23 protein-coding genes and 1 tRNA gene are annotated in these 26,354 nt (G+C 67.6%); 9 read left to right on the forward strand and 15 right to left on the reverse strand.

From position 1 onward, the window contains the following. The coding region (locus tag E3T42_RS07945) for a DUF222 domain-containing protein (RefSeq protein WP_134402784.1) at positions 1-678 on the reverse strand (678 nt) is incomplete at its 3' end. A gap of 302 nt (positions 679-980) precedes the next feature. Then, positions 981-1,508: a hypothetical protein gene (locus tag E3T42_RS07950; RefSeq protein ID WP_134365165.1), complete on the reverse strand. Its 528-nt coding sequence runs from the start codon at positions 1,506-1,508 to the stop codon at positions 981-983. 124 nt (positions 1,509-1,632) lie between these two features. Between E3T42_RS07950 and E3T42_RS07955 the strand changes: the two genes are divergently transcribed. Both E3T42_RS07955 and E3T42_RS07960 read left to right on the forward strand, forming a co-directional pair. Continuing rightward, positions 1,633-2,172, forward strand: coding sequence for a peptidylprolyl isomerase (locus tag E3T42_RS07955; protein ID WP_134365166.1), 540 nt, complete (start codon positions 1,633-1,635; stop codon positions 2,170-2,172). Between the two features lie 12 nt (positions 2,173-2,184). After that, complete coding sequence (locus E3T42_RS07960; protein ID WP_134365167.1) at positions 2,185-3,027, forward strand: rhomboid family intramembrane serine protease; 843 nt, start codon at positions 2,185-2,187, stop codon at positions 3,025-3,027. A gap of 122 nt (positions 3,028-3,149) precedes the next feature. Here the strand turns inward: E3T42_RS07960 and E3T42_RS07965 are convergent, their stop codons facing one another. Beyond that, positions 3,150-3,395, reverse strand: coding sequence for a cell division protein CrgA (locus E3T42_RS07965; protein WP_134365168.1), 246 nt, complete (start codon positions 3,393-3,395; stop codon positions 3,150-3,152). Between the two features lie 96 nt (positions 3,396-3,491). On the opposite strand from E3T42_RS07965, the gene E3T42_RS07970 reads away from it, so the two are divergent. Genes E3T42_RS07970 through E3T42_RS07975 form a run of 3 tightly spaced genes read left to right on the forward strand, consistent with a single transcriptional unit; the run spans position 3,492 to position 5,101 of the window. Further along, a complete protein-coding gene (locus tag E3T42_RS07970) occupies positions 3,492-4,295 on the forward strand; it encodes a class E sortase (protein ID WP_134365169.1) in 804 nt (267 codons plus the stop codon). 9 nt (positions 4,296-4,304) lie between these two features. Continuing rightward, positions 4,305-4,466, forward strand: a complete 162-nt coding sequence (locus tag E3T42_RS16720) for a DUF4175 domain-containing protein (RefSeq protein ID WP_166789101.1) — start codon at positions 4,305-4,307, stop codon at positions 4,464-4,466. Beyond that, entirely contained in the window at positions 4,463-5,101 is a 639-nt protein-coding gene (locus E3T42_RS07975) for an aminodeoxychorismate/anthranilate synthase component II (protein ID WP_134402785.1), read from the forward strand. Before E3T42_RS16720 ends, E3T42_RS07975 begins: the two co-directional genes overlap by 4 nt. Before the next feature lie 64 nt (positions 5,102-5,165). On the opposite strand, the gene pknB is transcribed toward E3T42_RS07975, so the two are convergent. From pknB to E3T42_RS08010, 7 genes are all read right to left on the reverse strand, one after another. Next, entirely contained in the window at positions 5,166-6,863 is a 1,698-nt protein-coding gene (gene pknB, locus E3T42_RS07980) for a Stk1 family PASTA domain-containing Ser/Thr kinase (RefSeq protein ID WP_134402786.1), read from the reverse strand. Between the two features lie 63 nt (positions 6,864-6,926). Continuing rightward, positions 6,927-8,648 carry a protein kinase gene (locus E3T42_RS07985; RefSeq protein WP_134402787.1) on the reverse strand — a complete coding sequence of 574 codons (1,722 nt, stop codon included), beginning with the start codon at positions 8,646-8,648 and terminating at the stop codon, positions 6,927-6,929. Then, entirely contained in the window at positions 8,645-10,096 is a 1,452-nt protein-coding gene (locus E3T42_RS07990) for a penicillin-binding protein 2 (RefSeq protein WP_134402788.1), read from the reverse strand. Before E3T42_RS07990 ends, E3T42_RS07985 begins: the two co-directional genes overlap by 4 nt. Continuing rightward, on the reverse strand, positions 10,096-11,493 hold the full coding sequence (locus E3T42_RS07995; RefSeq protein WP_174235688.1) for an FtsW/RodA/SpoVE family cell cycle protein: 1,398 nt from the start codon (positions 11,491-11,493) through the stop codon (positions 10,096-10,098). The genes E3T42_RS07990 and E3T42_RS07995 overlap by 1 nt, the downstream gene beginning before the upstream one ends. Beyond that, on the reverse strand, positions 11,477-12,706 hold the full coding sequence (locus E3T42_RS08000; RefSeq protein ID WP_134402789.1) for a PP2C family serine/threonine-protein phosphatase: 1,230 nt from the start codon (positions 12,704-12,706) through the stop codon (positions 11,477-11,479). Before E3T42_RS08000 ends, E3T42_RS07995 begins: the two co-directional genes overlap by 17 nt. A gap of 4 nt (positions 12,707-12,710) precedes the next feature. After that, on the reverse strand, positions 12,711-13,292 hold the full coding sequence (locus E3T42_RS08005) for an FHA domain-containing protein (RefSeq protein ID WP_134402790.1): 582 nt from the start codon (positions 13,290-13,292) through the stop codon (positions 12,711-12,713). Continuing rightward, positions 13,289-14,044 carry a DUF3662 and FHA domain-containing protein gene (locus tag E3T42_RS08010; protein ID WP_134365177.1) on the reverse strand — a complete coding sequence of 252 codons (756 nt, stop codon included), beginning with the start codon at positions 14,042-14,044 and terminating at the stop codon, positions 13,289-13,291. The genes E3T42_RS08005 and E3T42_RS08010 overlap by 4 nt, the downstream gene beginning before the upstream one ends. Before the next feature lie 250 nt (positions 14,045-14,294). On the opposite strand from E3T42_RS08010, the gene E3T42_RS08015 reads away from it, so the two are divergent. Beyond that, positions 14,295-14,378 (forward strand) — tRNA-Leu (locus E3T42_RS08015). A gap of 716 nt (positions 14,379-15,094) precedes the next feature. Here E3T42_RS08015 and E3T42_RS08020 read toward each other — a convergent pair. From E3T42_RS08020 to mvaD, 3 genes are read right to left on the reverse strand one after another with little or no spacing between them, the layout of a single operon-like run. Then, positions 15,095-17,452 (reverse strand): hydroxymethylglutaryl-CoA reductase, degradative, encoded by a 2,358-nt coding sequence (locus E3T42_RS08020; RefSeq protein ID WP_134402791.1) that lies wholly within the window; start codon positions 17,450-17,452, stop codon positions 15,095-15,097. After that, complete coding sequence (locus tag E3T42_RS08025; RefSeq protein WP_134402792.1) at positions 17,449-18,489, reverse strand: mevalonate kinase; 1,041 nt, start codon at positions 18,487-18,489, stop codon at positions 17,449-17,451. The genes E3T42_RS08020 and E3T42_RS08025 overlap by 4 nt, the downstream gene beginning before the upstream one ends. A gap of 4 nt (positions 18,490-18,493) precedes the next feature. Continuing rightward, complete coding sequence (gene mvaD, locus E3T42_RS08030; RefSeq protein WP_198416874.1) at positions 18,494-19,504, reverse strand: diphosphomevalonate decarboxylase; 1,011 nt, start codon at positions 19,502-19,504, stop codon at positions 18,494-18,496. A gap of 170 nt (positions 19,505-19,674) precedes the next feature. Between mvaD and E3T42_RS08035 the strand changes: the two genes are divergently transcribed. The 3 genes from E3T42_RS08035 to E3T42_RS08045 all read left to right on the forward strand — a co-directional run bounded on the left by E3T42_RS08035 (position 19,675) and on the right by E3T42_RS08045 (position 22,726). Further along, positions 19,675-21,150 (forward strand): hydroxymethylglutaryl-CoA synthase, encoded by a 1,476-nt coding sequence (locus E3T42_RS08035; RefSeq protein WP_134365180.1) that lies wholly within the window; start codon positions 19,675-19,677, stop codon positions 21,148-21,150. 219 nt (positions 21,151-21,369) lie between these two features. After that, positions 21,370-21,903, forward strand: a complete 534-nt coding sequence (locus tag E3T42_RS08040; protein WP_134365181.1) for a hypothetical protein — start codon at positions 21,370-21,372, stop codon at positions 21,901-21,903. 37 nt (positions 21,904-21,940) lie between these two features. Further along, a complete protein-coding gene (locus E3T42_RS08045; protein ID WP_134365182.1) occupies positions 21,941-22,726 on the forward strand; it encodes an SGNH/GDSL hydrolase family protein in 786 nt (261 codons plus the stop codon). 272 nt (positions 22,727-22,998) lie between these two features. On the opposite strand, the gene E3T42_RS08050 is transcribed toward E3T42_RS08045, so the two are convergent. Continuing rightward, positions 22,999-25,497: a glycoside hydrolase family 65 protein gene (locus tag E3T42_RS08050; protein ID WP_134365183.1), complete on the reverse strand. Its 2,499-nt coding sequence runs from the start codon at positions 25,495-25,497 to the stop codon at positions 22,999-23,001. Continuing rightward, positions 25,494-26,300, reverse strand: coding sequence for an HAD family phosphatase (locus E3T42_RS08055; RefSeq protein WP_134365184.1), 807 nt, complete (start codon positions 26,298-26,300; stop codon positions 25,494-25,496). The genes E3T42_RS08050 and E3T42_RS08055 overlap by 4 nt, the downstream gene beginning before the upstream one ends. Positions 26,301-26,354: the final 54 nt, after the last annotated feature.

The raw sequence follows: 26,354 nt of genomic DNA on the forward strand, positions 1-26,354 counted from the left end.
GACGTCTTCGTTCGGGGCGGTGCCGTCGGGGTCGAGCCGGGCCTGCCACTGCAGGGCCATGCCCCGGATCAGGTCCGCGGGGAACGCGAACCCCTCCCCGGGCAGCCCCGCTGTTTCTTCGGTGATGGCGCCGGTCGCGGCGGCGACCAGTGCACGTTCCGCGGTGAGGAGGTCGTCCGGGGCGACGCTCGGGCTGACCTTGTCGAGGGCCGTGACGATGGCCTCGGCCGCGTCGACACCCAGGTCGCCCGCGGTCAGTCCCGCGGCGACGGTCGGGTAGTACGGGGGCAGCATGCTGGTGCCGGCCCGGCGATCCGAGACGTTCCCGCCGAGCCGCACCCGCCGGTTCGCTTCGCGGGCGGAGACCCGGGTGAGGCGCGTGATCAGGTCGATGCCGTTGCTGGCCCCCTGTTTCCAGGCCAGGGAGTCGTGGCCGAGGATGCTGCGGGAGCGGTCCGCGACATCCGTCGCAGTCGACACCCGGGCCGCATCGACGCGGCGCCCGAGCTGCTCGACCGCGCCGAGAAGCGCCAAAGCGTCGGTGTCGGCCATCAGCGATAACGTGATGGAGTCAAGTGCCGCGGCCACAGCCAGACCGGCCTGCCGCACGAGCTGCGCAGGTGAATCTGCCGCCTCGGCCGAGGCGGCTGGTGACTGCGGTGCGGATGCTCCTGCCATGCCCCGATTTTAGCAAAAAGCGTACGTGGTGTCGAGACTATCTCAACTATTTACCAAAGTATTTCGCAGATAGTTACGAATGAGGCTGGTGTTACTCGTGGGGCTCCCCGGCCAGCGAGGCGCCGCAAAACCGGACCCAAAACCTCGCCGAGCCGTGAGTATCGCCCCTTTTCAGGCAAGAAAAAGGGGTAAAACTCACGGCTCGGCGAAGGAAACGAGGCCCGGAAGGGTCAGCCGCCGGGCACGAAAAAAGGAAGGACCCGCATCCAACGGATGCGGGTCCTCCCTGAAAAGACTGTCGGTTAGTCTTCGACCGACGTTGCGGCGGCGGGCTCGTCTTCGGCGACCCACAGCTCGTCATCGGCGCGGAACGTCTGCCAGACGGCGTAGGCGACACCCACGGCGGCGGCCAGGGCGACACCGAGGCCGATGTAGGTTCCGGCTCCGGGTCCCTTCTTCTGGACCACGATGGGCTTCTGGAAGCGAACGCGGTTGAGTGCGGCACGAATGCGGGCGTCGTGGGCGACGTCGCCCACGCTCATCAGCGTGCCGACGGCGGTGCCGATGCCCGGCAGTACCTTGTCGACGACCTGGTGGCGCACGCCTTCGGCGAGTTCCTGGGTGGCCTGCACTTTGGGGCGCACGATCTGGTCGTAGCTTTCGCGAACCTTGGGGACGACTTCTTCACGCGTGAGTACACCCGCCTGCCGGCTGGCCTCTCGTGCCAGGGCGTTTACACGCTCCAGCACTTCCTGCTGGTTGTTCCATAATTCGTCTGCGCTCTTACGCAGCCGAGTAAGTTCCTTGCGGCGCTTGCGTGACAGGCTCATCTGGACCCTCCATCGATGTCATGTGGCGAACAATGTCCATCTTGCCACGCAATCGTCTGGGAGGGCTCTGAGTGCGGGGTGTCCGGACGGAATCCACCAAACCGGCTGTGCAAGAATTGACCCCATGTCAAAGCACACCGCGGTAGCAACACTCAATACCACCCTCGGACCGATCAAGGTCAACCTCTTCGGCAATCACGCGCCGAAGACCGTCAAGAACTTCGTCGGTCTCGCCACGGGCGAGATCGAGTGGAAGCACCCCGCCACGGGTCAGACCTCCACCGCTCCTCTGTATGACGGAACGGTCTTCCACCGCATCATCAAGGACTTCATGATCCAGGCCGGCGACCCGCTCGGCCAGGGCACCGGCGGACCGGGTTACCAGTTCGACGACGAAATCAACCCCGACCTCGACTTCACCCAGCCGTACGTGCTCGCCATGGCGAACGCCGGTATCCAGGGGGGCCGCGGCACCAATGGTTCGCAGTTCTTCATCACCGTCGTCCCCACCACCTGGCTCCAGGGCAAGCACACCATCTTCGGCGCCGTCGAAGACGAAGAATCGCGTGCCATCGTCGCCAAGCTCGCGACCGTCCCCACCGACGGCCGTGACCGCCCGCTGACCGACGTTGTCATCGAGAGCGTCACCGTCGAGCAGGTCTAGGCTCCGACCCCGATGACCGACCTGCCCGGAACAGCCGCTGCTAACTACTGCTACCGGCATCCGGGCAGGCCGAGTTTCATCCTCTGCCAGCGCTGCGGCCGCACCATCTGCCCCGATTGCCAGACCCAGGCCGCGGTGGGCGTGATCTGCCCCGAGTGCATGAACGAACAGCGCCGAAGCGCCCCTCGAACGAAGCCGGCCATCCTGACCCGCTTCTCCGGCAGCGGTTCCCACCCGGTCACGTCCTCGATCATCGTCATCACGGTCGCGGTCTTCCTCCTCCAGCTCATCCCTGGCCTGGGCGTGACCGACAAACTGCTCTACGCCGGCATCTATTCCTATCCCGGCAGCTTCGAGCCGTGGCGGATGCTGACCACCGTCTTCGTGCACTCCACGGGCCTGATCTTCCACGTTCTGCTCAACATGTACACGCTCTGGATCTTCGGTCAGATCCTCGAGGAGATGCTGGGCCGGTGGCGTTTCCTCGCCCTCTACCTCCTGAGCGGCCTGGCGGGTTCACTGGGAGTGCTCTTCCTGTCCGATCCCCTCGTGCCCGTGGTGGGGGCCTCCGGCGCGATCTTCGGCCTGATGGGTGCGTTCCTGGTCATCCAGCGGCGCCTGGGCGGCAATTCGACCCAGCTGCTGATCCTGGTCGGCATCAACCTCGTGATCGGGTTCGTACCCGGCTTCAACATCGCCTGGCAGGCGCACGTGGGCGGCCTGATCGCCGGGGCGAGCATCGGCTTGATCTTCGTGCAGACACGACGGATCAGGCAGCAGACGCTGCAGACCGGACTCCTCGCCGGTTTCGGCGTTGTGCTGCTGGCCCTGGGCTTCGTGAAGTTCCTGGGCTGAGAGCCCCATCGGCGGGACGGCCAGCCTGACGGTTATCCCCGGGCTTCGGAGTTATCCACAGGTTTGTCCACACCATGGGGATAATTACACCGTTGTCATTCACGCCCCGCGGGGCGGCCGGATCAGCGCCAGCGGGTGGTCATCAGGAAGCCGATGAAGGCGATCCCGAACCCGACCAGAATGTTCCACGAGCCGAGGCCCGGAGCCGGCAACGTGCCCTGGCTCACGTAGAAGACGATGATCCAGGCCAGTCCGAGCAGCATGAAACCGAACATCACCGGTTTGAACCACACGGCGTTCGGCCCAGCCTCGCCGGAGCGAACGGCCTCGGTACGGGCGGGCTTTGTGCGGGGATTCGTGCGTGACATGCCTGCGATTCTAGCGTCATTGACTGAAACAGGCCGCAGGCGTGCCCACAGGCGGACCGGTGGGCGGAGGGAACCTCCGCGATTAGAATCGACATCATGTCCGAGAGCCCCGATCTGCCCGCAGTCGAGGCAACCCGTCGGTCCCGGCGCAGGAATCGTCGTCGCCGCGTCAGCGTCGTCGGGGTTCTTGGTGAGCTTCTCATCACCGCGGGGGCTCTGGTGATGCTGTTCCTCGGCTGGCAGCTCTGGTGGAATGACATGATCATGGCCGACCAGCAGTCCCAGGCGGCCGCGAAGATCAGTCAGGTCTGGATCTCCGACGACCACGCCGCCCAGGATCACACCCTTCCCGTGCCGGCTTCCGCAGACTATGGCAACCCGGTCGTTGCGGCGCCTCCGGCCGAGGCGGATCCGTTCGCCGTTCTCTACGTGCCGCGTTTCGGAGACGACTACCACCGCACGATCGCCGAGGGCACTGGCATGGACGTCCTCAACAGTCCTCGTCTCGGAATCGGCCACTATCCCGGCACCCAGATGCCCGGGGAGGTGGGGAACTTCGCCATCGCCGCGCACCGCAGCGCCAACGGCGGCGCAATGCACCTCATCCACCAGCTGCAGCTCGGCGACGCCATCTACGTTCAGACCGCGGACGGTTACTACACCTATCGGTTCCGTGACCTCGAATACGTCTCGCCCGAAACGGTTGCCGTGCTCGATGCGGTTCCACACGAGCCCGACCTGGCTCCGGTGGACCGGCTGGTCACCCTCACCAGCTGCAACCCCTTCTATTCCACGGCCGAGCGCATCATCGCCTACGGGGTGCTCGAGAGCTGGCAGCCGATAGCCGCCGGACCACCGACCGAACTCGCGGCGCTCATCGCCGTCCAGGCCAAGGGGTAGGAGACTCCGATGTACGCTGTCCTGTGGCGCATCCTGCCCGGCCCGGTGTGGGTGCGGGTCCTGCTCGTCTTCATTCTGCTGGCGGGCGTACTGTCCGTTCTCTCCACCTGGGTGTTCCCCTGGGTGGACGTCATCCTCAACAATCAGGAAGCCACGGTGGGAAGCCCATGACCCGCATCCTCGTCATCGACAATTACGACAGCTTCGTCTACACGCTCAACGGTTATCTGATGGAGCTCGGCGCCGAGACCGTGGTGCTTCGAAATGATGCCTTCCCCCCGGAAGATGCCGCGGCGCGCATCGCGGAATTCGACGGCGTGCTGGTCTCCCCGGGGCCCGGTAAGCCCGCCGACGCCGGCGTCTCGATCGCCATCGTCAGGGCCGCGCTCGCGTCAGGGCTGCCTCTTTTCGGAGTCTGTCTCGGGCACCAGGCCATCGCCGAGGCCTTCGGCGCAACGGTGACCAACGCGGACGAGCTCATGCACGGCAAGACGAGCCTGATCACGCACGACGAGAGCGGATTCTATCAGGGTGTTCCGCAGCCGTTCACGGCGACGCGGTATCACTCGCTGGCAGTGGTCGACGACACCGTGCCCGATGACCTCATCGTGACCTCGCGCACCGAGGGCGGCGTGATCATGGGGTTGCGGCATGTCAGCGCGCCGATCCTGGGCGTGCAGTTCCACCCCGAGTCGGTTCTGACCGAGGGCGGCTACCGGATGCTGGGCAACTGGCTCGCTCTGGCCGGGCTCCCGGAGGCGCAGGAAACCGCGAAGGGCCTGACGCCCATGCTCAAGCGCAGCTGAGGCCGGCCCGAGAAGTCTCAGCCGGCCGCGGTCTCAGCCGGCCGCGGTCTCAGCCGGCGCCGTGTCAGCCGGCGCAGTAGAAGAGCTCGACCTGTGACTTCTGCGGCACGTCGCCGGCAGCGAGGGACTGCTTGACTACCGGTGAACCTGACACGGACGGGCAGGTGTTGTCCGGGGTGGGGATCGCAACCAACTGAACGTCCGCCCCCTCGAGCAGGTCGCTCGCGGCGCTGAGGGTCTGGCCTTTGAGATCATCCAGCGTGACGAGACCGCTGGAGACGATGAAGTCGACCGTGACGCCGGTCTTCTCCGGGCTCCCGCCGGCCGGGGTGGTGCGCAGCACGAGGTTGGAGGCGATTGTCGCGGAGTTCTCCCGGGTGACCGACCCCGGGATGAGGCCGAACGCCGTGATCGCGACCTGAGCGTCTGCCAGGGGCTGATTGGTGGTGTCGGGAACATCGACCGGCTGTGCGCCGGTGGAGACGAAGACCTTGATGACGTCGGCGGGCTGGGCGATCGTACCGGCCGGAGGGTCGGTGCGAGTGACCTCTCCCTTGGGCACGGTGGCGCTGGCCTCCTCGGCCATGGTGGCCGCGAGGTCCAGGTCGAGAAGCTTGTTCTGCGCGTTGTCGTAGCTGAGCCCGGTGAGGGAGGGCACCCTGCGGGAGTTGTCCGGCAGATCGCTGCTCGGCGTGAGGCTGAATGCCCAGATCATGACCGAGATGACGATGACGACGACGCTCAGGATGCCCGCCCAGATCCAGATGACCGGCGGGCGACGCTGGGTGCGCACCATGGTCTCGTCTTCGGCGAGTTGCTTGAGGGCCAGCTCGGAGCCGGAGGCGGACGGCGGCGGGGAACCGAACAGCCCGGCACCGGCATCGTCGGCGTTGCGGTGAACCGGGATCTGGCCCGAGGCGGCTGTCTCGACGTCGTTCCGGAATTCGACCGCGCTCTGATACCGCTGGAACCGGTCCTTGGCGAGGGCGTGCATCACAACGGAGTCGAGGGCCGGTGACACCTTCTTGTTGATCGAGCTCGGCTTGACCGGGGTCTCACTGACGTGCTGGTAGGCAACGGCCACGGGAGAGTCACCGCGGAACGGCGTGCGCCCGGCCAGCATCTCGAACAGCACCACGCCGGTGGAGTACAGGTCGGTGCGGGCATCCACGGATTCGCCCTTGGCCTGCTCGGGCGAGAAATAGGACGCCGTGCCCAGGATCGCGGTGGTCTGCGCCACCGTCGTCGAGGAATCGGAAATGGCCCGGGCGATGCCGAAGTCCATGACCTTGACCTGGCCGGCCTTCGTGATCATGATGTTGCCCGGCTTGATGTCCCGGTGCACGACGCCCGCGCGGTGCGAATACTCGAGGGCGGTCAGAACGCCTTCGATGATTCGCACGGCCTCGGCCGAGTCGATCGGGCCCTCACGGATGATGTCCTTGAGCAGCCGGCCATCGACGTGCTCCATCACGATGAACGGAATCTGGGCCTCGTGGCCGCTGTTCTCGATCACCGTCTCTTCGCCGGCGTCGAAAACCCGCACGATCGTGGGGTGAGCCATGCGTGCAGCGGCCTGGGCTTCCTGGCGGAAGCGGGTGCGGAACGCGGGGTCGGCGGCGAGCGAGGACTTGAGGAGCTTGATGGCGACCGTGCGGCCGAGCCGGGAATCGGTGCCGATGTGCACGTCGGACATGCCACCTCGCCCGATGAGAGCTCCGACCCGGTACCGACCAGCGAGAAGACGGCCTTCATCAGTCAAAGCGATACTCCCCAGCTTGCGGACACAGATTTTCCAACTTTACCCGGAACGTGAGGGACGCCTTTACTTGACGACGACCGGGGTCGAGGATGCCGACCAGTCGGATTCCGTCTGGCCGCAGAAATAGCGGAACTTGACCGTGAACGTGCCGGCAGCCGGTCCTGCCGTGACGGTGGCTGTGGTGGCATCGGGGCCCACGGGACCCGGGGACACTGCGTCCTGGCCTTCGGCGAGAACCTCGTAGCCGGACAGGGTCTGGCCACTCGGGCACGACTGCGCCGCCCAGCTGACCGTCACGGTGCCCCCGGGCGCGACCGTCGCAGGCGCCGCGGTCGGGGCAGCGGTCGGGGCGTCAGGGGATACAGCCGGGGCGTAGACCTTGACGGTGATCTTCTCACCCTTCTTTACCGGCCCGGTCGGGTTGACGTCGTAGACGGTGTCGGCAACCTGCTCCGGCGTGGTGGAGGCATTGCCGGTCTGCACGTCGGCGACGAATCCCATCTCCGAGAGCTTGTCACGGGCTTCCGAGCTGGTCAGCCCCTGGAAGTCGGACAGATTCACCTGCACGGTGGTGGCGGCCGGCGGGGTCGTGGCGGTAGGCGCGGGCGCGGACGACGGCGTCGCTTTCGGTGTGGCCTTCGGCGTCGGCTTGGCGCTCTGGGACGTTGACGCCGAAGGTGACGGCGTGCCGGCCTCCTGCGTGAAGAGCGCGATCAGGGTTCCGGTCAGCACCAGCACGAGCACGGCGATCAGTGCGATCAACGGCCAGGTCCACGGGCTGCGCTTCTTGGTGCCCTCGGCTTCGGCGTCGGCTCCAGCAGCGGCCACCGAGGTGCGCGTGGCCGGCGCGCCGGTGGGCAGGACGGTGGTCGCGTCCATGCTGCCGGCACCGGGCATCAGCATGGTCGCGGAGGTTGGCGTGACGCCGTTCATGATGGCGGGAACGGATGCCGCCGCAGCGGCAATATCGCCGCGACGCAGGGCCGCCGCGGCGCGGGAGAGGTGCGCGGCCGAGGCCGGGCGGTCCGCCGGGTTCTTGGCCAGGCAGGAAATCACCAGGTTGCGCACCGGCTCGGACACGGTCTCCGGAAGGTCGGGCGCGATCTCGTTGATCTGCGCCATGGCGATGGCGACCTGGGACTCCCCGGTGAAGGGGCGCCGGCCGGCGAGGCTTTCGTAGGCGACGATCCCCAGGGAGTAGATGTCTGTGGTCGGGGAGGCGGAGCGTCCGCTGGCTTGCTCCGGCGAGAGGTACTGCACGGTGCCCATGACCTGGCCGGTCGCGGTGAGCGGGACCTGGTCGGCGATGCGGGCGATTCCGAAGTCGGTGATCTTGACCCGGCCGTCGGGGGTGATGAGGAGGTTGCCCGGCTTGATGTCGCGGTGTACCAGGCCCGCGGCGTGCGCGGCGTGCAGTGCGGCCGCGGTCTGGGCCACGATGTCGAGGACCTTGTCGGTCGGGAGGACGTGGTCGCGCTCGAGGATGGTCGAGAGCGCCTCGCCGGGAACGAGCTCCATCACCAGGAACGCGCTGCCGTCCTCTTCGCCATAGTCGAACACGTTGGCGATGCCTTCGTGATTGACGAGGGCTGCGTGGCGGGCCTCGGCACGGAAGCGCTCGAGGAATCCAGGGTCACCGAGGTACTCGTCCTTCAGGATCTTGATGGCGACCGTGCGTCCGATTACGAGGTCGACGGACTTCCAAACCTCACCCATGCCGCCAATGGCGATCCGGGACTGCAGTTCGTATCGTCCCCCGAAGGTGAGCCCTGATGTGGGTCTCATTTGTTCAGCACCGCCTCTAGTACCTGCTTTGCAATGGGTGCGGCAACAAGATTGCCGTACCCCGTCTGTCCAAGTCCCCCGCCATCCTCGACGAGAACGGTGATCGCGTATTTCGGATCCTCCGCAGGAGCGAATCCGGTAAACCACAAGGTGTAAGGCTCGTCCTCGGCGTTCTCCGCCGTGCCCGTTTTACCTGCCACCTTGACCCCATCTATTCTTGCATTGCTGGCGGCGCCGTCCTGGACTCCATTGACCATCATTTGGGTGATTGTGGCCGCCGTTTCGGCGCTCATCACGCGCTTCATCGTTTTGGGTTCGAAGACCTGAAGCGGACTCAGATCCGGGGCGATCACCTTCTCCACGAGGTTGGGCGCCATCTCCATGCCGCCGTTGGCGATCGTGCCCGACACCATGGCCATCTGCAGGTTCGTGGCCCGCACATCGGTCTGGCCGAACGCCGACAGTGCCGTTTGCGCATCGTCGAGATCGGTGGGGTACACGCTCTGGGAGACGTCGAGCGGCACCGTGTAATCCGAGTTGAAACCGAACTTCTCGGCCGTGTCCCGGATGGCCTTGTCGCCCAGTTGCAGCCCCAGTTCCGCCATCGGGATGTTGCAGGAGAGCCGCAGCGCCGTCGCGATGGTCACGGTGTCGCCGCCGCCACACGTCCCGCCGCCCGAGTTGATGACGACCGCGCTGGATCCGGGCAGCTGGAACGTGCCCGGGTTCGGGAACGCGCTCTCGGGGGTGAACTTGCCCGATTCCAGGGCGGCGGTCACCACGACCAGTTTGAACACCGAGCCGGGAGGGTTGAGGGCGTTGATGCCGCGGTTGATCAGCGGGTCGCTATCGTCGTTGAGCAGCGATTGGTAGGTGTCGGCGACCTGCTGGTTGTCATGAACCGTGAGGAGGTTCGTGTCGTAGCTGGGCTTGGAGACCATGGCCAGGATGCGCCCGGTCTTCGGCTCGGTCACGACCACTGAGCCGGTGAGGTTGCCGAGGGCATCCCAGGCCGCCTGCTGCGCGACCGGGTCGATCGTGACCTCCACTGACGCGCCCTTGGGATTCTTGCCCGTGATCAGGCCGTTGACTTTTTCGAAGAACTGCGCGTTCGACGTACCGCTCAGTTCTGCGTTCATCGCGTGTTCGAGGCCGGTCGGAGCGCCGTTGAGTGGGATGAAGCCGGTGACGGGCGCGTAGAGGGGCCCGTTGCTGTAAGTGCGCTGGAACTTGTAGTCGTCGTCCACCGGCATGGACTGGGCGATGGGTTCACCGGCGACGAGGATGGCGCCGCGTTCGACGGCGTAGCTGTCGTAGAGCGTGCGGGTGTTGCGGGCATCCGCTGACAGGCTGTCGGCCTGGAAGACCTGGATGACCGTCGTCGAGCCGAGCAGAGCCAGGAACATGAGCAGCACCACGATGCTGACACGCTTGAGTTCGCGATTCATCAGACCACCAGCCTTGGTTGGTTGCGCACCGTGTCCGACAGGCGCAGAAGCAGGGCCGCAATGATCCAGTTGGCCACCAGGGAGGAGCCACCGGCCGCCAGGAACGGCGTGGTCAGGCCGGTGAGCGGGATCACCCGGGTGACGCCGCCGATCACGATGAAGCACTGGAGTGCCACCACGAACGAGAGGCCGACGGCGAGGAGCTTGCCGAAGTCGTCATTGCCGGCGAAGCCGATACGGAAGCCGCGGGCAACGAAGAGCAGGTACAGGGCGAGGATGGCGAAGAGGCCGGCCAGCCCGAGTTCCTCGCCGAGGCTCGCGATGATGTAGTCGCTCTGGGGGACCGGGGTGATGTCCGGGCGGCCCTGGCCGAGGCCGGTGCCGAGAAGACCGCCCTTGGCGAGACCGAAGAGACCCTGCACCAGCTGGTAGCTGCCGCCGTCGGCTCCGTAGACGTCGGGGTTGAGCGCATCCAGCCAGTTCGTGAACCGTCCGTTGACGTAGTCGAGGGTCTGGCTGGCAATGAGGGCGCCGCCGAGGAAGAGGGACATGCCGAGGAGCACCCAGCTGAGCCGACCGGTGGCCACGTAGAGCATGACCAGGAACAGGCCGAAGTACAGCAGCGCGGTACCGAGGTCGCGCTGGAAGATGATGACCGACATCGAGAGGGCCCAGACGACCAGGATCGGGCCGAGGTCGCGCAGGCGCGGGAACCGCATGCCGAGGAATTTCTTGCCCACCATGGAGAGGCTGTCGCGGTTGCGCACCAGATAGCCGGCGAAGAAGACGGCCAGCGCAATCTTCGCGATCTCGCCGGGCTGGAACGTGGCGAAGGAGCCGACCCCGATCCACACACGCGCTCCGCTGACCTCACGGCCCAGCCCCGGCACCAGCGGCAGGAGCAGTAGGGCGACACCGACGAAGCCGGCGATGTAGGTGTAGCGGAACAGCACGCGGTGATTGCGGATGATCAGCACGACCGCGATCGCGCAGGCGATCGCCAGAGCGCTCCACACGGTCTGGCGCACGGCCGCGCTGGCCCAGCCAGATTCCTTGTTGGCAAGGTCGATCCGGTAGATCATGGCGATGCCGAGACCGTTGAGCAGGGTGGCGATCGGCAGGATGAACGGGTCGGCCTCGCGGGCCACCGCGCGCAGCACGACGTGCATGCCGAGAACCAGGACGGACAGACCGGCTCCCAGCAGCACGAGGGTGGTGTCGATGCGACCGAGGGCGCCGAGCTGAACGAGCACGACCGTGGCGGCGTTGATGCCACAGGCGATGAGCAGCAGGAACAGCTCGAGGTTGCGCAGCTTCTGCGGCAGGTGGAGGCGGCGCACGCGACCCGGGCGCGCGGGCGCATCCGTGGTCGTGGAGCGGTTACTGGACACTGGCATCATGGAGCCGTTCGACGATGAGCAACGCGTCCGTGAGGGAGCTTGCACTGATGGTTTGTTCGACCTGCTGGCGGTCGAAGACGCGCAGTTCGGACACCTCCAGGTTGGTGTCCTCATAGAGCGAGGAGAGGGAGATCGGGCCGAGGTCCTGCTGAATGCCCTGGTAGATGGCCACGGTGCTGCCTTCGACCCCGACGAAGTAGCGGGTCTGGGTCCACCGGTAGCCGAGGACCGCGGCGCCGACGATGGCGAGGACCAGCAGGATGATTCCGACCAGCCAGGTGATCTTGCGGCGGCGGGCCCGGCGGTTGTCTTCTTCGATCAGCTCGGAGAGGTAATCCTGCGAGTCCGGCTCGAAGTGCGTCTCGCGCACCGGGTGCAGGCGCAGGCTGGACATGCGCAGTGCCCGGCTGCGGCCGGGCTCTTCACCGAAGGCCAGAGGGGCGGATGCCGACCCGACCACGGTGGGCAGGTCGACCCGCTCGGCACCGGTGCCGATGTCGACGACGACGATCGTGACGTTGTCGGGGGCGCCGCCGTCGAGGCTCTCCTTGACCAGTCGGTCCGCGACCGCCTGGGCGTCGAGGTCGGACTTGAGGGCCGCCGCGATGCCCACGTTGGAGACCACACCGCTGAGCCCGTCGGAGCAGATCAGCCAGCGGTCGCCGGAAAAGGTGGGGAGGATGGAGGTGTCGATCTCGGGCGACGCTTCGACGTCACCGAGGACGCGCATGAGCACGGAACGGCGCGGATGCACCATGGCTTCCTGCTCGGTGATGCGGCCGCTGTCCACCAGCCGCTGCACGAAGGTGTGGTCGATGGTGATTTGGGACAGTTCGCCCTCGCGCAGGAGGTAGATGCGGGAGTCGCCGATGTGCGCGATGGCGACTTCGTCTTCGAGCACGATCAGGGCACTGACGGTGGTGCCCATCCCGGTGAGCTCGGGATGTTCGAACACGGTCTCGGCCAACTGCGAGTTGGCGGCGATGAGTGCGGCCTGCAGGGCGAATTCGGCATCCTGGGGGGACCGGTAGTCCTGGTCGGCCTCCACGATGCGCTTGGTGGCGATGGCGGACGCGACGTCGCCGCCCGCATGCCCGCCCATGCCGTCGGCAACGACGAAGAGGTGGCGCCCGGAATACCCGGAGTCCTGGTTGTTGGACCGGATTTTTCCAACGTGGGACACGGCCGCGCTGTTGCTGACTGTCGCCATGGAGCTACCGCCGGAGCTCGAAGCTGGTCGCGCCGATTTTGACGGGGGTGTTCAGTGGCACGGGGGTCGGCACCGCGAGGCGATTGCCGGCGAGGAAGGTTCCGTTGGTGGAGTCGAGGTCCTGGATCATCCACTCGTCATGCCAGAGCATCAGGCGAGCGTGATGGGTGGACGTGTAGTCGTCACGGATGACGAGGCTGGAGTCGCCCGACCGGCCGATGGTGATCGATTCACCGGTCAACGGGAACTCGGTGCCGGCCTTCGGACCTGACGTGATCACCAGGCGGGTCGCGTTCCTGGCGTTCGCGTTCTCCGGAGCGCCGCCGGCGGCCGGGCTCGGCCGGGCCGTGAACTGCTCCGTCATCGCCGAGGCCGAGGCTGCCGGGACGGGGGGCTGGGTGAGGGAGACGGGCGCGGCACTCGGGAACGGGGCGGGCGGGGCGGTCGCGGCATCCGGCTGCATCTTGCGGGCCCGCTGGCCGAACAGGTCGCTGCGCAGGGCGTAGACGATGCCGAAGATGAAGATCCACAGCAACAGCAGGAAGCCGAGGCGCAGCACGAGCAGGGTGAGTTCACTGACGCTCATGCGGAGGGCCCCCAGAATCCGCCCATGTCATGGCGGTCGCGGTCGCGGGCGGCATCACTGCGACGCTCGCTGACGGGTTCGCCGGCCGAGGCCTGGGCGATCACCCGGAAGATGATGCGGGTTCGCCCGATCGTGACGACGGAGTCGGGTTCGAGGATGGCCTGCGAGACGGGCGACCCGTTGAGCTGGGACCCGTTGGTGGAACCGAGGTCGCGCACCTGTGCACGGGTGCCGTCCCAGAGGATCTCGACGTGGCGGCGGGAGGTGCCCGAGTCGTCGACCGTGATGTCGGCGTCACTGCCGCGACCGATCACCGTGTGGGATTGGGTCAGGGGGTAGCGCTTGCCGTTGACCTCGACCACCGGGATCCAGGCCACGCCGCCCTTGACCGTGCTGGAGTCGATCTGCACCATGCCCTCGCTGAGGCCGCGGTCGTCGGACAGGCTGATCGAGACGCCGCCGGCGAACTGGTAGCGCTGCTCACGGCCGTGCTGCTGCACCAGGCCGGTGAGTTCGTCGATGAGCGTCTGGCCGAGGGCGGACATGCGCTGGAAGTCGGCGTGGCTCATGCGGACCGTGAAGCGATTGGGCGCGAGGATGCGGTCGCGGGACACGACAGCGGCCTTCGTGTCGAGTTCGCGGCGCAGCGCCGAGGTGATTTCCACCGGCTGCAGGCCCGACTTGAAGGTCTTGGCGAAAGCACCGTTGACGGCGCGCTCAAGACCCTTTTCAAAACTATCCAGAATGCCCACAGGTCTCCCGATCCGATCCTTTCGGCTATGAGCATGTTACTTGTCTCAAGTGTTAACTCACCTGCCCGGCAACTGACGGCAGGAGTTGTCATCCTACGGGAGCGATCCTGTCTCGCCTTATCTCGGCCTGATCGCTCCCCTCCGGAAGTGGTGCCATCTCGGCTTCATCGTCTCCGTTTCCGGACCGGTTTCACGGCTCACGGCTCTCGAATGGCAAAGTGGTCCCGGAAATGCTAATCTTCAAAAGTTCGCGCGAGTGGCGGAATTGGCAGACGCGCTGGCTTCAGGTGCCAGTGTTCGAAAGGACGTGGGGGTTCAAGTCCCCCCTCGCGCACACAGGGTTGAAAGACCCCGGTCGGACAAGAAAGGCCCCCGAGCAATCGGGGGCCTTTCGTCGTTTCTGGAGTCCGTGGCGCTCAATCAGGTGGTGTGCGACGGCCGGTGCCGACGTCGCGGCCGGGGCGCCGGTGACGCGGGTGATCAGGTCGAGGCCGTTGCCGGCGCCCTGCTTCCAGGTGAGGAGTCGTGGCCGCGGATGGCCCGGGCTCGTCCCGCGCCGCCCGTGGCACTTGAGACTGGTGTTGCCCGTGGGACCACCAGGGTGGCGTGCGGCGGCGATAACGCGGCGCCCGCAACTTCGCCGAGCCGTGAGTACCGCCCCTCCGCCGGCGCGAAAAGGGGGCGATACTCACGGCTCGGCGAAGAAAAGGAAGGAGACGAGGAGGAAGAGGAAGAAGAAGGCGGCTGAGTCGGGGGTACGACGGGCTTACGCGGTGCCTGTTCGGATGAAGGGACCGGCTGCGCCCGTCAGACAGATCGAGCACCCAAAGAGTAGAAGATGATTCTCTCCACAGGCCTGTGGACAACTCTGTGTAGAAAATGTGAAAACAGCCGTCTGTGTGTTGTCCTGACTGGGATTCCACTTGTGGATAACTCCGCACCCACGCTGTGAAAAGTGGCATTTACAGGCCGGTGGAGTGAACACCGAAGGGCGAGGAGATGAATCCGAAAAATCGAATTAAGGTTCGGATTGCGGCGCGTCGCTCGCCGTCAACGGAGCTCCGTCAGGTAAGTGGCGAACCCGGCGCGGCGCATGGCGGCAATGATCGGCTCCGTGCCGCCGGGTTCGGCGATGGCGATCATGGCGCCGCCACCCCCGCCGCCGGTCAGTTTCGCCCCGAGGGCTCCGGCGCGGCGGGCGATGGCCACGAGCTGCTCGATCTCCGGGCTCGACACCTGCAGGGCGTTCAATAGACCCTGGTTGATGTTCATCAACTCGCCCAGTTCGGCGATGTCTCCATGCCGCAGCGCGTCCACCCCGGCCAGGACCAATGCGTCGATCTGGGCGAAGATCGAGTCGTAGCGTGCCGGGTTCTTCTGCCAGGCGGTGCGCACCAGGCTGACGGTCTGCGAGGTGAGGGCGTGCACCCCGGACAGCCCGATCACGACCGGGATCGGATAGGGCGTGACGATATCGTGGATCTCGTGCCCGCCGGCGGCATCCGTCTTTCGGAACAGGACCGGGCGGCCGAAGGTGGCGACGGTGTTGTCGATGCCCGACGGGGTGCCGTGCACGATCCGCTCGCACTCGAAGGCCAGGTTCGACACCTCGGCGTCGCTGAGCCGCAGGTCGAAGCGGCTGGCCACCGCGCGGATGACGGCCACGGCGAAGGCGGCGGACGCTCCCAGGCCGCTCGCCCGCGGCAGGTCGGAGAAGACCTCGACGCGGAGGCCCGCGGCGGGCACGCCGAGGCGCCCGGTGATCAGGGCAGCGACCCGGTGCGAGATATCCTCCCGGATCGGTTCGCGTAAGGACCCGTCCACGCTCCAGTCAGCGATCACCGGCTCAGCCGACGACGTCGTCCGGGTGGCCTCGGCCCGCACGGACAGGCCGATCGGCGCCGCGATGGCATGGTGGCCGTAGACCACGGAATGTTCGCCCAGCAGGATGATCTTGCCGTACCCGACGTGGGCATCGGGTCCCGGGGCGCCGGGGGCGACCGGAGGCTGCGCCGCGACGAGGACGGATGCCGCGGGGCGCGGCGCCGTCACGGCGGCGGGAGTCTCGGCTTCGGAGGTGCCCTCGGTCGCGGCGGCATTCTCGGCCACGGCGGAAGCCGCGGCGCCGTCGAGGGCCTGCATGATCTGCCGGGCCTTCCAGACCTTGATCTCGCCGTCGGCGATGAGTTTCTCGACCACCTCGTCGAACCTGGCTCCCTGGGCGCCGGCCGCGGCCGCCACGGCCCGCGCGTGCAGCCGCATGTGGCCGTGCTGGATGCCTCTGGTGGACAGCGCCTTGAGCGCAGCCAGGTTCTGCGCCAGGCCGACGGCCGCCATCACCTCGGCCAGTTCCCGGGCGGAGGACACGCCGAGGATGGTGCGCGCGAGCCGCACCGCGGGGTTCGACTCGACCTGGCCGCCGACCGTTCCCACCTTCAGGGGCATGGTCAGCTCGCCGACCAGCTCGCCGTGCTCGTTGACGCTCCAGTCGGTCAGCGGCGCGTAGCGCATGCCCCGCGCGGCATACGCGTGCGCGGCAGCCTCGATCGCCCGCCAGTCGTTGCCCGTGGCGAGGGCGACGGCGTCGACCCCGTTCATGATGCCCTTGTTGTGCGTGGTCGCCCGGTACGGGTCCATCGCGGCGAATTCATTCGCCAGTACGATGCCGTCGCGCACCTGCTCGCCGATGAATTCCCCGGTCGCCAGCAGCGCGTGCGGAATCACGGCCCGCGCACGCACCAGGGCGCGATCCGTGAGGTTGGAGAGAATGCGCAGGAAGACGCGCCCGCCGGTGATCTCCTCGATCAACGGCGCGAGCGCCTCGCACATCGAGTTGACGAGGTTCGCGCCCATCGCATCCCGGGTGTCCACGCTGAGATGCACGACCAGCAGCTCGCCGTTCTGCGCGGTCTCCCCGCGCAGGAACACCTCGACGCCGCGCGCGCCGCCGCCGCGGGCCGCCATGTTCGGATGCCCGCTGTCGGCCAGGGCGATGATCTCCCGGCTGCGGGCGAGTACGGCCAGGCGGGCGCCCTCGGGATCGTCGACGTCGACGACCTGGATCTGACCGATCAGCAGCGACTCGTCCGCGACGCTGGTGAACCCGCCGGCCTGCCGCACCAGCAGGGCCGTGGAACTCACCGCGGCGACGATGGACGGTTCCTCGACCACCATCGGCACCAGGTAGTCGCGCTCGTTGACGCGGAAGTTCAAGCCGAGTCCCATCGGCAGGGAGAACACTCCGATCACGTTCTCGATCAGACGGTCGGCGGTCTCCACGTCGAGGGAGGAGTCGCCGTCTCGGAGCGCGGCGTGATCGGCGTCGCTGAGGACACCGCGGTCGTGGAGCACCTGCAGGCGTTCGGGGACGGATAAACGATAGAACTTAGGGATGCGCGAGTCGCTCATTCGAGGGAACCTTCCTGCAGACCGGGGGCGGAGAAACCGAGAGGGACGACCGTGGCACCGGCGGCTTCGAGTGCCGCGGAGAGACGTTCGGTGGGTTCGCCGCTGAGGCTGAATGCCAGGCCGACGTCACCGCCGCCGGCTCCCGAGGTCTTGAAGACGCCGCCCTCCCGGTGCGCGAAGGCCTGCAGCTCGAGGTGGCGCTCCGTCACGATGCCCGCCCCGGCGTGGGCGTCGAGCAGGGCGAGTGCCGCGAAATAGTCGGCGGCCAGGCCGAGGAAACCGGCGGGATCGGCCAGGGCCGTCTCCGCTCGTGCGGCCAGGCCCGCCAGACGGGACAGGTCTGCTGCGTACCCCGCGGCATCCGTGGCGGCGTACTCGGCGACGCGGCCGACCAGCCGGGTGGTCAGGGACCCCTCGCCGGTGACGACGGCCATCAGGCTCAGTCCCGCCGGCCAGCGCAGCCGCACGGGGTCGGCGCCCGGGGTGTAGCCGATCAGTCCGCCGTAGACGCTCGCGGCGACGTCGCCGCCGCTGCCGGTGCCGTTCTGCGCGCTCCGGTGCGCCGCGTGGGCGAGCCGGAAGAGCTCCTCGCTTCCGAGGTCGAGCCCGGCGGACCGGGCCAGGGCGGCGGTCAGGGTGACGGCCACGGCGGCGCTCGACCCCAGGCCGAGCTTGTGGCCGCCCCGGGAGAACGCGGTGCTGTCGATCGAGATCCGCAGCGGGCGGACCGGCCGGGGCGCCCGGGCCAGGACGGTTTCGCGCACGGCGTCGAACAGGGTGAGCCGGGCGCGCAGCCGCGGATCGAGGCCCGCGGGCAGGGCGCCATCCGTGTTCAGGGTTAGGTTCTCGATGCCGATGCCGAGGCCGGCGGCGGTCAGCTGCCAGGCGCCGGATGCCGGGTCGTTGAGGTCGTCGATGTCGTCGATCGACACCAGGACGCGTCGGTCGACGGCCGTCAATAGGGCCGGCGCACCCTCGAGCACGGCGTACTCGCCGAGCAGGAAAAGCTTGCCGGGCGCGGATGTTCGGATCGTCACGAGCTCACTCCAGCCGGTACGCGCCCGGGCCGAGCGTGCTCATCCGTACCTCGTGCACCCCGGGGACGGCCGCCAGCGCCTGCCGCACCACTTCGGCGTCACCGGGCAGGCAGAGCACCTTGACCTGCGGCCCGGCGTCGATGGTGAAGTAGGCGGGCACGCCGCCGGAGCGCAGTTCGCGCACGGCATGCATGGCCGCCACCGTAGCGGCGTTCCAGTAGATCAGCGCGGGGCGGGTCGACAGCATCAGCGCGTGCAGCTTGAGGCAGTTGTACTCGGTGAGTTCCCCGAGCCGGGTGAAGTCGCGCGCGGCGATCGCGGCCCGCATCTCGGCGAGGTCGCCGTCGGCCGAGTCGAGCCAGGCCGGATAGAAGGGCGAGGTGGCCGCGCTCTCGACCATGCCGATCGTGGAGTTGATCGACTTCTCGCCGCGCTCGGTGATGGCCACGGCCACCGCGAGCGGCCAGGCGGACCGGCCCTGCAGCTCCTCGGCGTACGAGTCCGACCCGTCGGACGCGGTGCCGGCGTGCATCTCGGCGAAACCGCCGAAGATCGACCTGGCCGCCGAACCGGAGCCGTGGCGCGCGAGGATGGACAGCTCCCGGGCGGGCAGGGCGAGGCCGGCGGCGCCCGTGGCGGCCACGACGAGGGCGGCGAACCCGGATGCCGACGAGGCCAGGCCTGCTCCCGTCGGGAAGTTGTTCGTTGAGGAGACGACGGCGTGCTGTCCGCCGGCGGGGTGACCGGCGCTGGCGGCATACCCGCGCACCAGATCGAGCACGCGACGGACGCGGGTGGCGTCGCTGCGGCATCCGTCGAGCCAGAGCTCGTCGTCGGTGAGATCGCTGCGGAAGGTCACCCGGGTGTCGGTATAGAGGGCGTCGAGGGTGACCGAGATCGAGCCGACGGCGGGGGTGTTCAAGGTGGCGTCGCGCTTGCCCCAGTACTTGACCAGCGCGATATTGCTGTGCGCACGGGCCGCGGCGGTGGCGCCACCATTGATGAGTTGATCCACAGTGGTGCTCCGATCGAATTCCCTCGATTTTAGCGTGCCTGACCGGGGCCGCAGATCGATGTTCAGCCGCTATTCGCACAGCACATCTCAAACCGATCCCTTCATAATGTAAGGGTGCGTTTTATGCCCGGTGTGGGTGAACGAGCACGCGAGCCGCGAAGTGGAACCTCTTGACGCCTGGAATTAGTGGATTCTCTCTGTTTGTCCCGCCGTACCGTGTGCAGTTGGAGGACTGGTGCGAGTGGAACGATCAACCCTGGAACAAGGTGCAGAACGTCGTCGGCCGCAGTTTCCGCATGCGCGGCCCCGGTCAAAGCGTGTACACGCTCGCCGCCAACGCCGTGTGGCGACTGATCCGGGACTACGACATCGACCCGACCCAGGTCGGTTTCCTGGCGCTGGGCACCGAATCCAGCAGTGACAACTCGGCCGGGGCCGTCATCGTCAAGGGCATGGTCAACGATGCCCTCAGCGCCCACGGCCTGCCGCAGCTGGCCCGGGACTGCGAGGTGCCCGAGTTCAAGCAGGCGTGCCTGGCCGGCGTCTACGGCGTCAAGGCCGCGCTGCGCTACCTGGCGACGGATGGCGCGGACCGCCAGGCGATCGTCGTCTCCGCCGACATCGCAGAGTACGCCCGCGGCGGCAGCGGCGAGCCCACCCAGGGCGCCGGCGCGGTTGCCATGCTCCTGGAGTCCGCTCCCCGCCTGCTGGAAGTGAATCTGGCCGGGTCCGGCAGCGACTCCGACTACCGCGTGGCGGACTTCCGCAAGCCGTTCGCACGTTTTCGGGGCCAGCCGCCCCGCGACGACGGGCAGATGCAGGACCTTCCCGTGTTTAACGGCCGCTACTCGACCAGCTGCTACATCGATGCCACCCATCACGCCATGGCGGCCGTGCTGCGCAAGCGCCCGGGGCGTGCCCTCGACTACTTCGACGTGGTCGAACGCGTGTTCATGCACCGCCCGTACCACCAGATGCCCGCGACCGGCTGGGTGATGGCCTACCTGTTCGCGCTGGCGGCCGACGAGGAATCGGGCCGGGACCAGCTGCGCGCCCACTGCGCCGACGCCGGCATCGACGCGGAGCTCCTGCTCGCCGAACTGTGTGCCCCCTCCCCGTTCCACGGCAACGGGGCGGAGATCGGCGAAATCACCGGCGACGTCTTCCCGCTGTCGCGCCGCCTGCGCCAGCACCTGCGCAGCACCGAACTCTGGGGCACCCTGGTGCGCGACAAGCTCGGCCTCGGCTCCGAAGCCATGCGCGACCTGGGCAACCTGTACACGGCGGCTCTGCCGGCGTGGCTCGCATCCGGCCTGCAGCAGGCCCTGGCCGACGGCCTCGAGCTCTCCGGCCAGGAGTGGCTGGCCCTGGGCTACGGCAGCGGTGACGCCGCGGAGGCGCTGCCGATGCGGGTCGTGCCGGGCTGGCAGGATGCGGCGGCCCGGATCAACTTCGAGAGCGCGCTGGACGACCCGATCGACCTCACCGAGGCGCAGTACATCGCCCTGCACGAGGGACGCCTGGGTGAGTTCGTCGCCGCTGAACCCAGCGACGTGTTCGTCGTCGACCACCTCGGCACGTCCAACGGGCCCGACTTCTACGACCAGGGCATCGAGTACTACCGCTACGTCCCACCCACTGCCTGAGAGCTCCCCGCTGCCCGAGAGTCCCCGAGCGCCCGAACCAATTCGACGGAGAACTTGCTCTAAAAAGCGGTATTTCGGCCAAAACGAAGTGATTTGGGCAGAATCTCCGTCGAATTGGTGAACTCTGCACGCCGGGCGAGCACGCCGGGCGAGCACGCCGGGCAGGCGGCGGCCGGATGCGGCGGGGGCAGTGTCAGAGGCTCTGGTGACACTGGGCGCATGACACCCTCGGTCCCCACCATCGACGACATCCTCGGTCACGTCATCCACGCGGAGCGTGAGCGCGCCACGGGAGTCAAACGACGACGGATCGACCTGGTCGAGTCACTCCTGCGCGAATGTCTGGAGACCGACGGCGAGAGGATCCTGGTCGAGCCGGATCGGGTGTTGCTCGCCGCGGAGCGGCAGTTCGAGCCGGACGGGGCCTTCACCAGGACGATGCACGCGGAGGACCTGCTCTTCGTGCTTCCCCTGTTTCTCACCTCGCCGTGGTTGCGTCCGAATCACCTGGAACAGCGCGTGCAGCTCGACCTGGCCGAGATTCTGGCCACGGCGGTGATGCGCAGCGGGCTGGTACCCAGGGAGGGGCGGCAATGCATCCTCATGGACATCCGCGGTGCGATCGACCGCGGCCGATGGGAACTCAACCGAGCTAAACGGGAGAGGCAACGGATGCGTCGGGCGGCTCAGGAAACCGCGATGGCCGAGCGGCGGGCCGCCCTAGTGGAATCGCTGAGGCCGCGCCAAAGATAGTCCTGCGGACCGTGCACGTTGCGAGTAGGTTCAGGTCATGAAACCACGAACCCGACTCCTATCCAGCGTGATCACCGTCGTCCTCGCCGCTTCGGGCGTGGGTGCTGCCGGCGACCTCCCGGCCACTGCCGCGCCCACGGCCCCGGTCAGCAAATACGTCGCCCTCGGCGACTCCTACGCGGCCGGGCAAGGCGGCGGCGGCTACCTGGACGGCTGCCTGCAGAGCCCGAACGGCTACCCGGCGCTGCTGGACGCGGTCAAGGGCATCAACCTGCTGCGCAACGTGAGCTGCAGCTCGGCGAAGACCACCGACGTCACTGCCACGCAGCTCTCCGCCCTGAACCGGGGAACCACCCTGGTGACACTGACCGTGGGCGGCAATGACCTGAACGTCGCCGGGATCGCGGCCGTCTGCGTCTCGGCGGACGCAATGACCTGCTCGAATGCCATCACCACTGCCGGCAGCCTCCTGGGTGCGCTAGCCGCTTCGCTGGCAGACACCTACGCCCAGATCGACGCGGCGGCACCCAAGGCCCACACGATCGTCACCGGCTACCCGTACCTGTTCGAACCATCCACGACAGACCCGCTGATCAACCAACTCAACGGTGCAACATTGCTGCTGAACCAAAACATTCAGGGCGCTGTCGCCCAGGCCCAGGCCGCGGGCGCGGACATCGAGTACGTCGATGTCGCCCAGGCCTTCTCCGGCCACGGGATCGGGAGCACGGACCCCTGGATCCAAATGGCCGGCCCGGATGCCTTCCACCCCACCCCCGCCGGCTATCTGGCCTACTCTGACGCCATCCGGGCGGCCCTGTAGCGTGACTGCCGCGCCTGACCCGTCGGGCCCCACTAACGAATTCGACGGAGATTTTGACGAAAACTGACCCGTATCGCTTGAAACTGGCCGTTTAGAGCAAAATCTCCGTCGAATTGGTTGGGACCCGGGGCGGAGGGACCGGGGGCGGAGGGACCGGGGGTGGAGGGACCTGGGGCGGCAGGGCGGGGACGAAGAACCGGGGACGAAGAACGGCCCCGGACAACGTGCGTCGGGGGCCGTTCCTCGTCGCGGCGAACCGCGGTGACCGGGAGCTAGTCGATCGCGTCGAAGAAATCGGCCTCGTGGGCGATCGTCGGGATCGAGGACGTGATGACGGTGCCGTCGGAACGGCGGCCACCCTCGATCGCCGCCGCTGCCGGCTGGCCCGGGTCGCGTGAGCCCTGGTGCGCGAGCGGAACCGTGACCGGCTGGCCCTCCCGAACGTGCACGGGAACGCCGCGTACGGCCAGCTTGGCCTCGTCGCCGTCTTCGACGGTGATCTCGACCTCGGTCTGGCGCACGTCGATGCGCACCCGGGTGCCCTTGAGCGTGATCCGGAAGCTGAGCCCCTCCCAGTCCACGGGCAGCCGCGGGTCGAGGGTGATGCGGCCGTTGTGGTCGCGCATCCCGCCGAAGCCGTAGACCAGCGCGCTCCACACTCCGCCGGCGGAGGCCACGTGCACGCCGTCCGCGGCGTTGTGGTGCAGGTCCGCCAGGTCCACGAACAGCCCGGAGGTGAAGTACTTCAGGGCGAGCTCGTGGTAGCCGACCTCGGCTGCGATGATCGACTGCACGACGTCGGAGAGGGTCGAGTCGCCGGTGGTGATCGGGTCGTAGTAGTCGAAGTCGGCGCGTTTCTGCTCGGCCGTGAACTGGTCACCCTGCAGCAGCAGGGCGAGCACGACATCCGCCTGCTTGAGCACCTGGAAGCGGTAGATCACCAGCGGGTGATAGTGCAGCAGCAGCGGCCGGTGAGCCGCCGGGGTCTTCGAGAGGTCCCAGCGTTCCTTCTCCAGGAACTGGGCGTCCTGCGGGTGGATGCCGAGGGTCTCGTCGAACGGGATGTGCATCGCCTCGGCGGCGAACGCCCATTCCGCGACCTCGGCCAGGTCCAGGCCGAGCCTGGCGACCATGGAGTTGTACGACTCCACATCGATGTACCGCAGCCGCCGCACCGCCGTCACCGCGGTGCGCAGGTTCGAGCGCGCCATGATATTCGTGTACAGGTTGTCGTTGACGACGGTCGTGTACTCGTCGGGCCCGGTGACGCCGTGGATGTGGAAGACATCCTTGCCGTTGCCGCGCCAGAAGCCGAGGTCGGCCCACATGCGCGCGGTCTCCACCAGGATGTCGATGGCTTCGCGGGCGAGGAAGTCCTCGTCGCCGGTGGCCGCCACGTACTGGCTGAGCGCATAGGAGATGTCGGCGTCGATGTGGTACTGCGCGGTGCCGGCCGCGTAGTACGCGGAGGACTCGAGGCCGTTGATCGTGCGCCAGGGGAACAAGGCGCCGAGCTGGTTCAGCTCCGTGGCGCGGGCCCGGGCGTGGTCAAGCATCGAGTGGCGGAACCGGAGCGCGCTGCGGGCGGCGTTCGGCGACGTGTACGTCAGGAACGGCACGACATAGACCTCGGTGTCCCAGAAGTAGTGCCCGCCGTAGCCGGAGCCGGAGACGCCCTTGGCGGACACGCCCTGGCCGTCTGCGCGCATCGATGCCTGGGCCAGCTGGAACAGGTTCCAGCGGGTGGCCTGCTGCAGCGCGGGCTGACCGTGCACGACGACATCCGTGCGCGCCCAGAAATCGGCGAGCCACTCGCGCTGCTGGGTGAGGAACACGGCGGTGCCCTCTTCGCGGGCCCGGTCGAGGGTGCGGTCGCACCGGTCGGCGAGCTCGTGCGTGGGCACGCCGGTGGAGGTGTGGTAGCTGAGCGTCTTGGTGATGCGGATGGTCTTGCCCTGCTTGGCCTTGACCCGGTAGACGTGCTTGGCGAGGTCGTCATCGATGTGGGAGTCCACGTCGTACTCGTTCACGGTCTCGATCACGTGGTCGGCGGCGCAGGCGATCGTCATGCCCGAGTTCGTGCAGCGGAAGCCGAGGACGTAGCGGCCGTCGGATGCGCGCTTGAACCGGGGCATGAGCACCCGGTCGGTGAAGGACTCCGCCTTGCGCGGGTCGAACTTCTTGTCGGAGATCAGCTTCGACGCGTCGTACTCGCTGGCACCGTCCTGACGGTTCAGGATCTGGCTGGAGATGACGACGGATGCGTCGGCGTCGAGCATCGTGACCTCGTATTCGAGGATCGCGAGGTGGCGCTCCGTGAACGAGACCAGGCGCCGGGACCGGATCGACACGCGCTTGCCGGAGGGCGTGCGCCACTCCAGCTCGCGGGAGAGCACGCCGTCGGCGAAGTCCAGGCGGCGCTCGTAGCTGAGCAGGTCGGCGTTGGTGAGCACGAGCGGCTCGTCGTCGACGTAGATGCGGATGATCTTGGCATCCGGTGCGTTCACGATGGTCTGGCCGACGCGGGCGAAGCCGAACGCCTCCTCCGCGTGGCGGATGGGCCAGGTTTCGTGGAACCCGTTGATGAAGGTGCCGTGGGCGTGGGCGTCGCGGCCCTCATCCACGTTGCCGCGCAGGCCGAGGTAGCCGTTGCCGACGGCGAAGAGGGTCTCGGTGCGGCCCATGTCGGACCCGGAGAAATTCTTCTCCACCAGGGCCCATTCGTCGACGGGGAACCGGTTGCGGTCCAGGGGATCGGGGTTCAGGTTCATTCGCCGGCCTCCGTGGGGTGGGACGTGTTCGAGTGCACGGGGGAAGCGTCGGGCAGGAGGTCGTGGAGGTCGGGTACGACGACGTCGGCGCCGGCCTCCAGGAGGGTCTGCGCCCCGACGCCGCGGTCGACGCCGAGCACCAGGCCGAAGTTGCCGGCCCGGCCGGCCTGGATGCCGGAGTGCGCATCCTCGACCACGACGCACTCGGCGGCGGTGAGCCCGAGCAGCTTGGCGCCCAGTTCGTAGGTGTCCGGGGCCGGCTTGCCGGCGAGGCCGCGTTCGGCGGACAGCAGACCGTCGACGAGGATCTCGAAGCGGCCACGGATGCCGGCGGCGGCGAGGGTCTTCTCCCCGTTCCGGGAGCTGGTGACGACGGCCACGGCGAGGCCGGCGGACACGACGTAGTCGAGGAACTCGATCGATCCGGGGTACGGGGTGACTCCGTCTTCGGCGAGCGTCTCGCTGAACGCCTCGTTCTTGCGGTTGCCGAGGCCGCAGACGGTGTTCAGTTCGGGGGCATCCGTCGGATCCCCGTCGGGCAGGGTGATCCCGCGGGAGGAAAGCAGGGAGCGCACGCCGTCATAGCGGGGCTTGCCGTCGATGTAGCGGAAGTAGTCGGCGTCGCTGTAGGCGGGGCTCACGCCCTGCTCCTCGAGGAACGGGGTGAACAGTCGCGACCACGCGGCCATGTGAACGTCGGCGGTGGGCGTGAGCACTCCGTCGAGGTCGAACAGAACGCCGCGCAGGGTCAGGAGGCGGTCGCGCGTTTCGGCGCACGACAGAGAATATTGCGTGGATGTCATGGGGAGCCTTGCTGGGTAGGTGCCAAAGTGGGGGGGGGGGGGGGGGGGGGGGGG

Origin of the sequence: Cryobacterium sp. TMT4-10 (genome assembly GCF_004403275.1) — a bacterium.
Taxonomy (GTDB): Bacteria; Actinomycetota; Actinomycetes; order Actinomycetales; family Microbacteriaceae; genus Cryobacterium; species Cryobacterium shii.

Excerpts from the sequence above, each read along its gene's own strand:
- E3T42_RS07955 (WP_134365166.1), top strand. The coding sequence starts at position 1,633 with ATGTCAAAGCACACCGCGGTAGCAACACTCAATACCACCCTCGGACCG.
- E3T42_RS08055 (WP_134365184.1), bottom strand. The coding sequence starts at position 26,300 with ATGACATCCACGCAATATTCTCTGTCGTGCGCCGAAACGCGCGACCGC.
- E3T42_RS08050 (WP_134365183.1), bottom strand. The coding sequence starts at position 25,497 with ATGAACCTGAACCCCGATCCCCTGGACCGCAACCGGTTCCCCGTCGAC.
- E3T42_RS08045 (WP_134365182.1), top strand. The coding sequence starts at position 21,941 with ATGAAACCACGAACCCGACTCCTATCCAGCGTGATCACCGTCGTCCTC.
- E3T42_RS08000 (WP_134402789.1), bottom strand. The coding sequence starts at position 12,706 with ATGGCGACAGTCAGCAACAGCGCGGCCGTGTCCCACGTTGGAAAAATC.
- E3T42_RS07970 (WP_134365169.1), top strand. The coding sequence starts at position 3,492 with ATGTCCGAGAGCCCCGATCTGCCCGCAGTCGAGGCAACCCGTCGGTCC.
- E3T42_RS07975 (WP_134402785.1), top strand. The coding sequence starts at position 4,463 with ATGACCCGCATCCTCGTCATCGACAATTACGACAGCTTCGTCTACACG.
- E3T42_RS07995 (WP_174235688.1), bottom strand. The coding sequence starts at position 11,493 with ATGCCAGTGTCCAGTAACCGCTCCACGACCACGGATGCGCCCGCGCGC.
- E3T42_RS08020 (WP_134402791.1), bottom strand. The coding sequence starts at position 17,452 with ATGAGCGACTCGCGCATCCCTAAGTTCTATCGTTTATCCGTCCCCGAA.
- E3T42_RS07960 (WP_134365167.1), top strand. The coding sequence starts at position 2,185 with ATGACCGACCTGCCCGGAACAGCCGCTGCTAACTACTGCTACCGGCAT.
- E3T42_RS08005 (WP_134402790.1), bottom strand. The coding sequence starts at position 13,292 with ATGAGCGTCAGTGAACTCACCCTGCTCGTGCTGCGCCTCGGCTTCCTG.
- E3T42_RS07985 (WP_134402787.1), bottom strand. The coding sequence starts at position 8,648 with ATGAGACCCACATCAGGGCTCACCTTCGGGGGACGATACGAACTGCAG.
- E3T42_RS16720 (WP_166789101.1), top strand. The coding sequence starts at position 4,305 with ATGTACGCTGTCCTGTGGCGCATCCTGCCCGGCCCGGTGTGGGTGCGG.
- E3T42_RS07950 (WP_134365165.1), bottom strand. The coding sequence starts at position 1,508 with ATGAGCCTGTCACGCAAGCGCCGCAAGGAACTTACTCGGCTGCGTAAG.
- E3T42_RS07990 (WP_134402788.1), bottom strand. The coding sequence starts at position 10,096 with ATGAATCGCGAACTCAAGCGTGTCAGCATCGTGGTGCTGCTCATGTTC.
- E3T42_RS07965 (WP_134365168.1), bottom strand. The coding sequence starts at position 3,395 with ATGTCACGCACGAATCCCCGCACAAAGCCCGCCCGTACCGAGGCCGTT.
- E3T42_RS08040 (WP_134365181.1), top strand. The coding sequence starts at position 21,370 with ATGACACCCTCGGTCCCCACCATCGACGACATCCTCGGTCACGTCATC.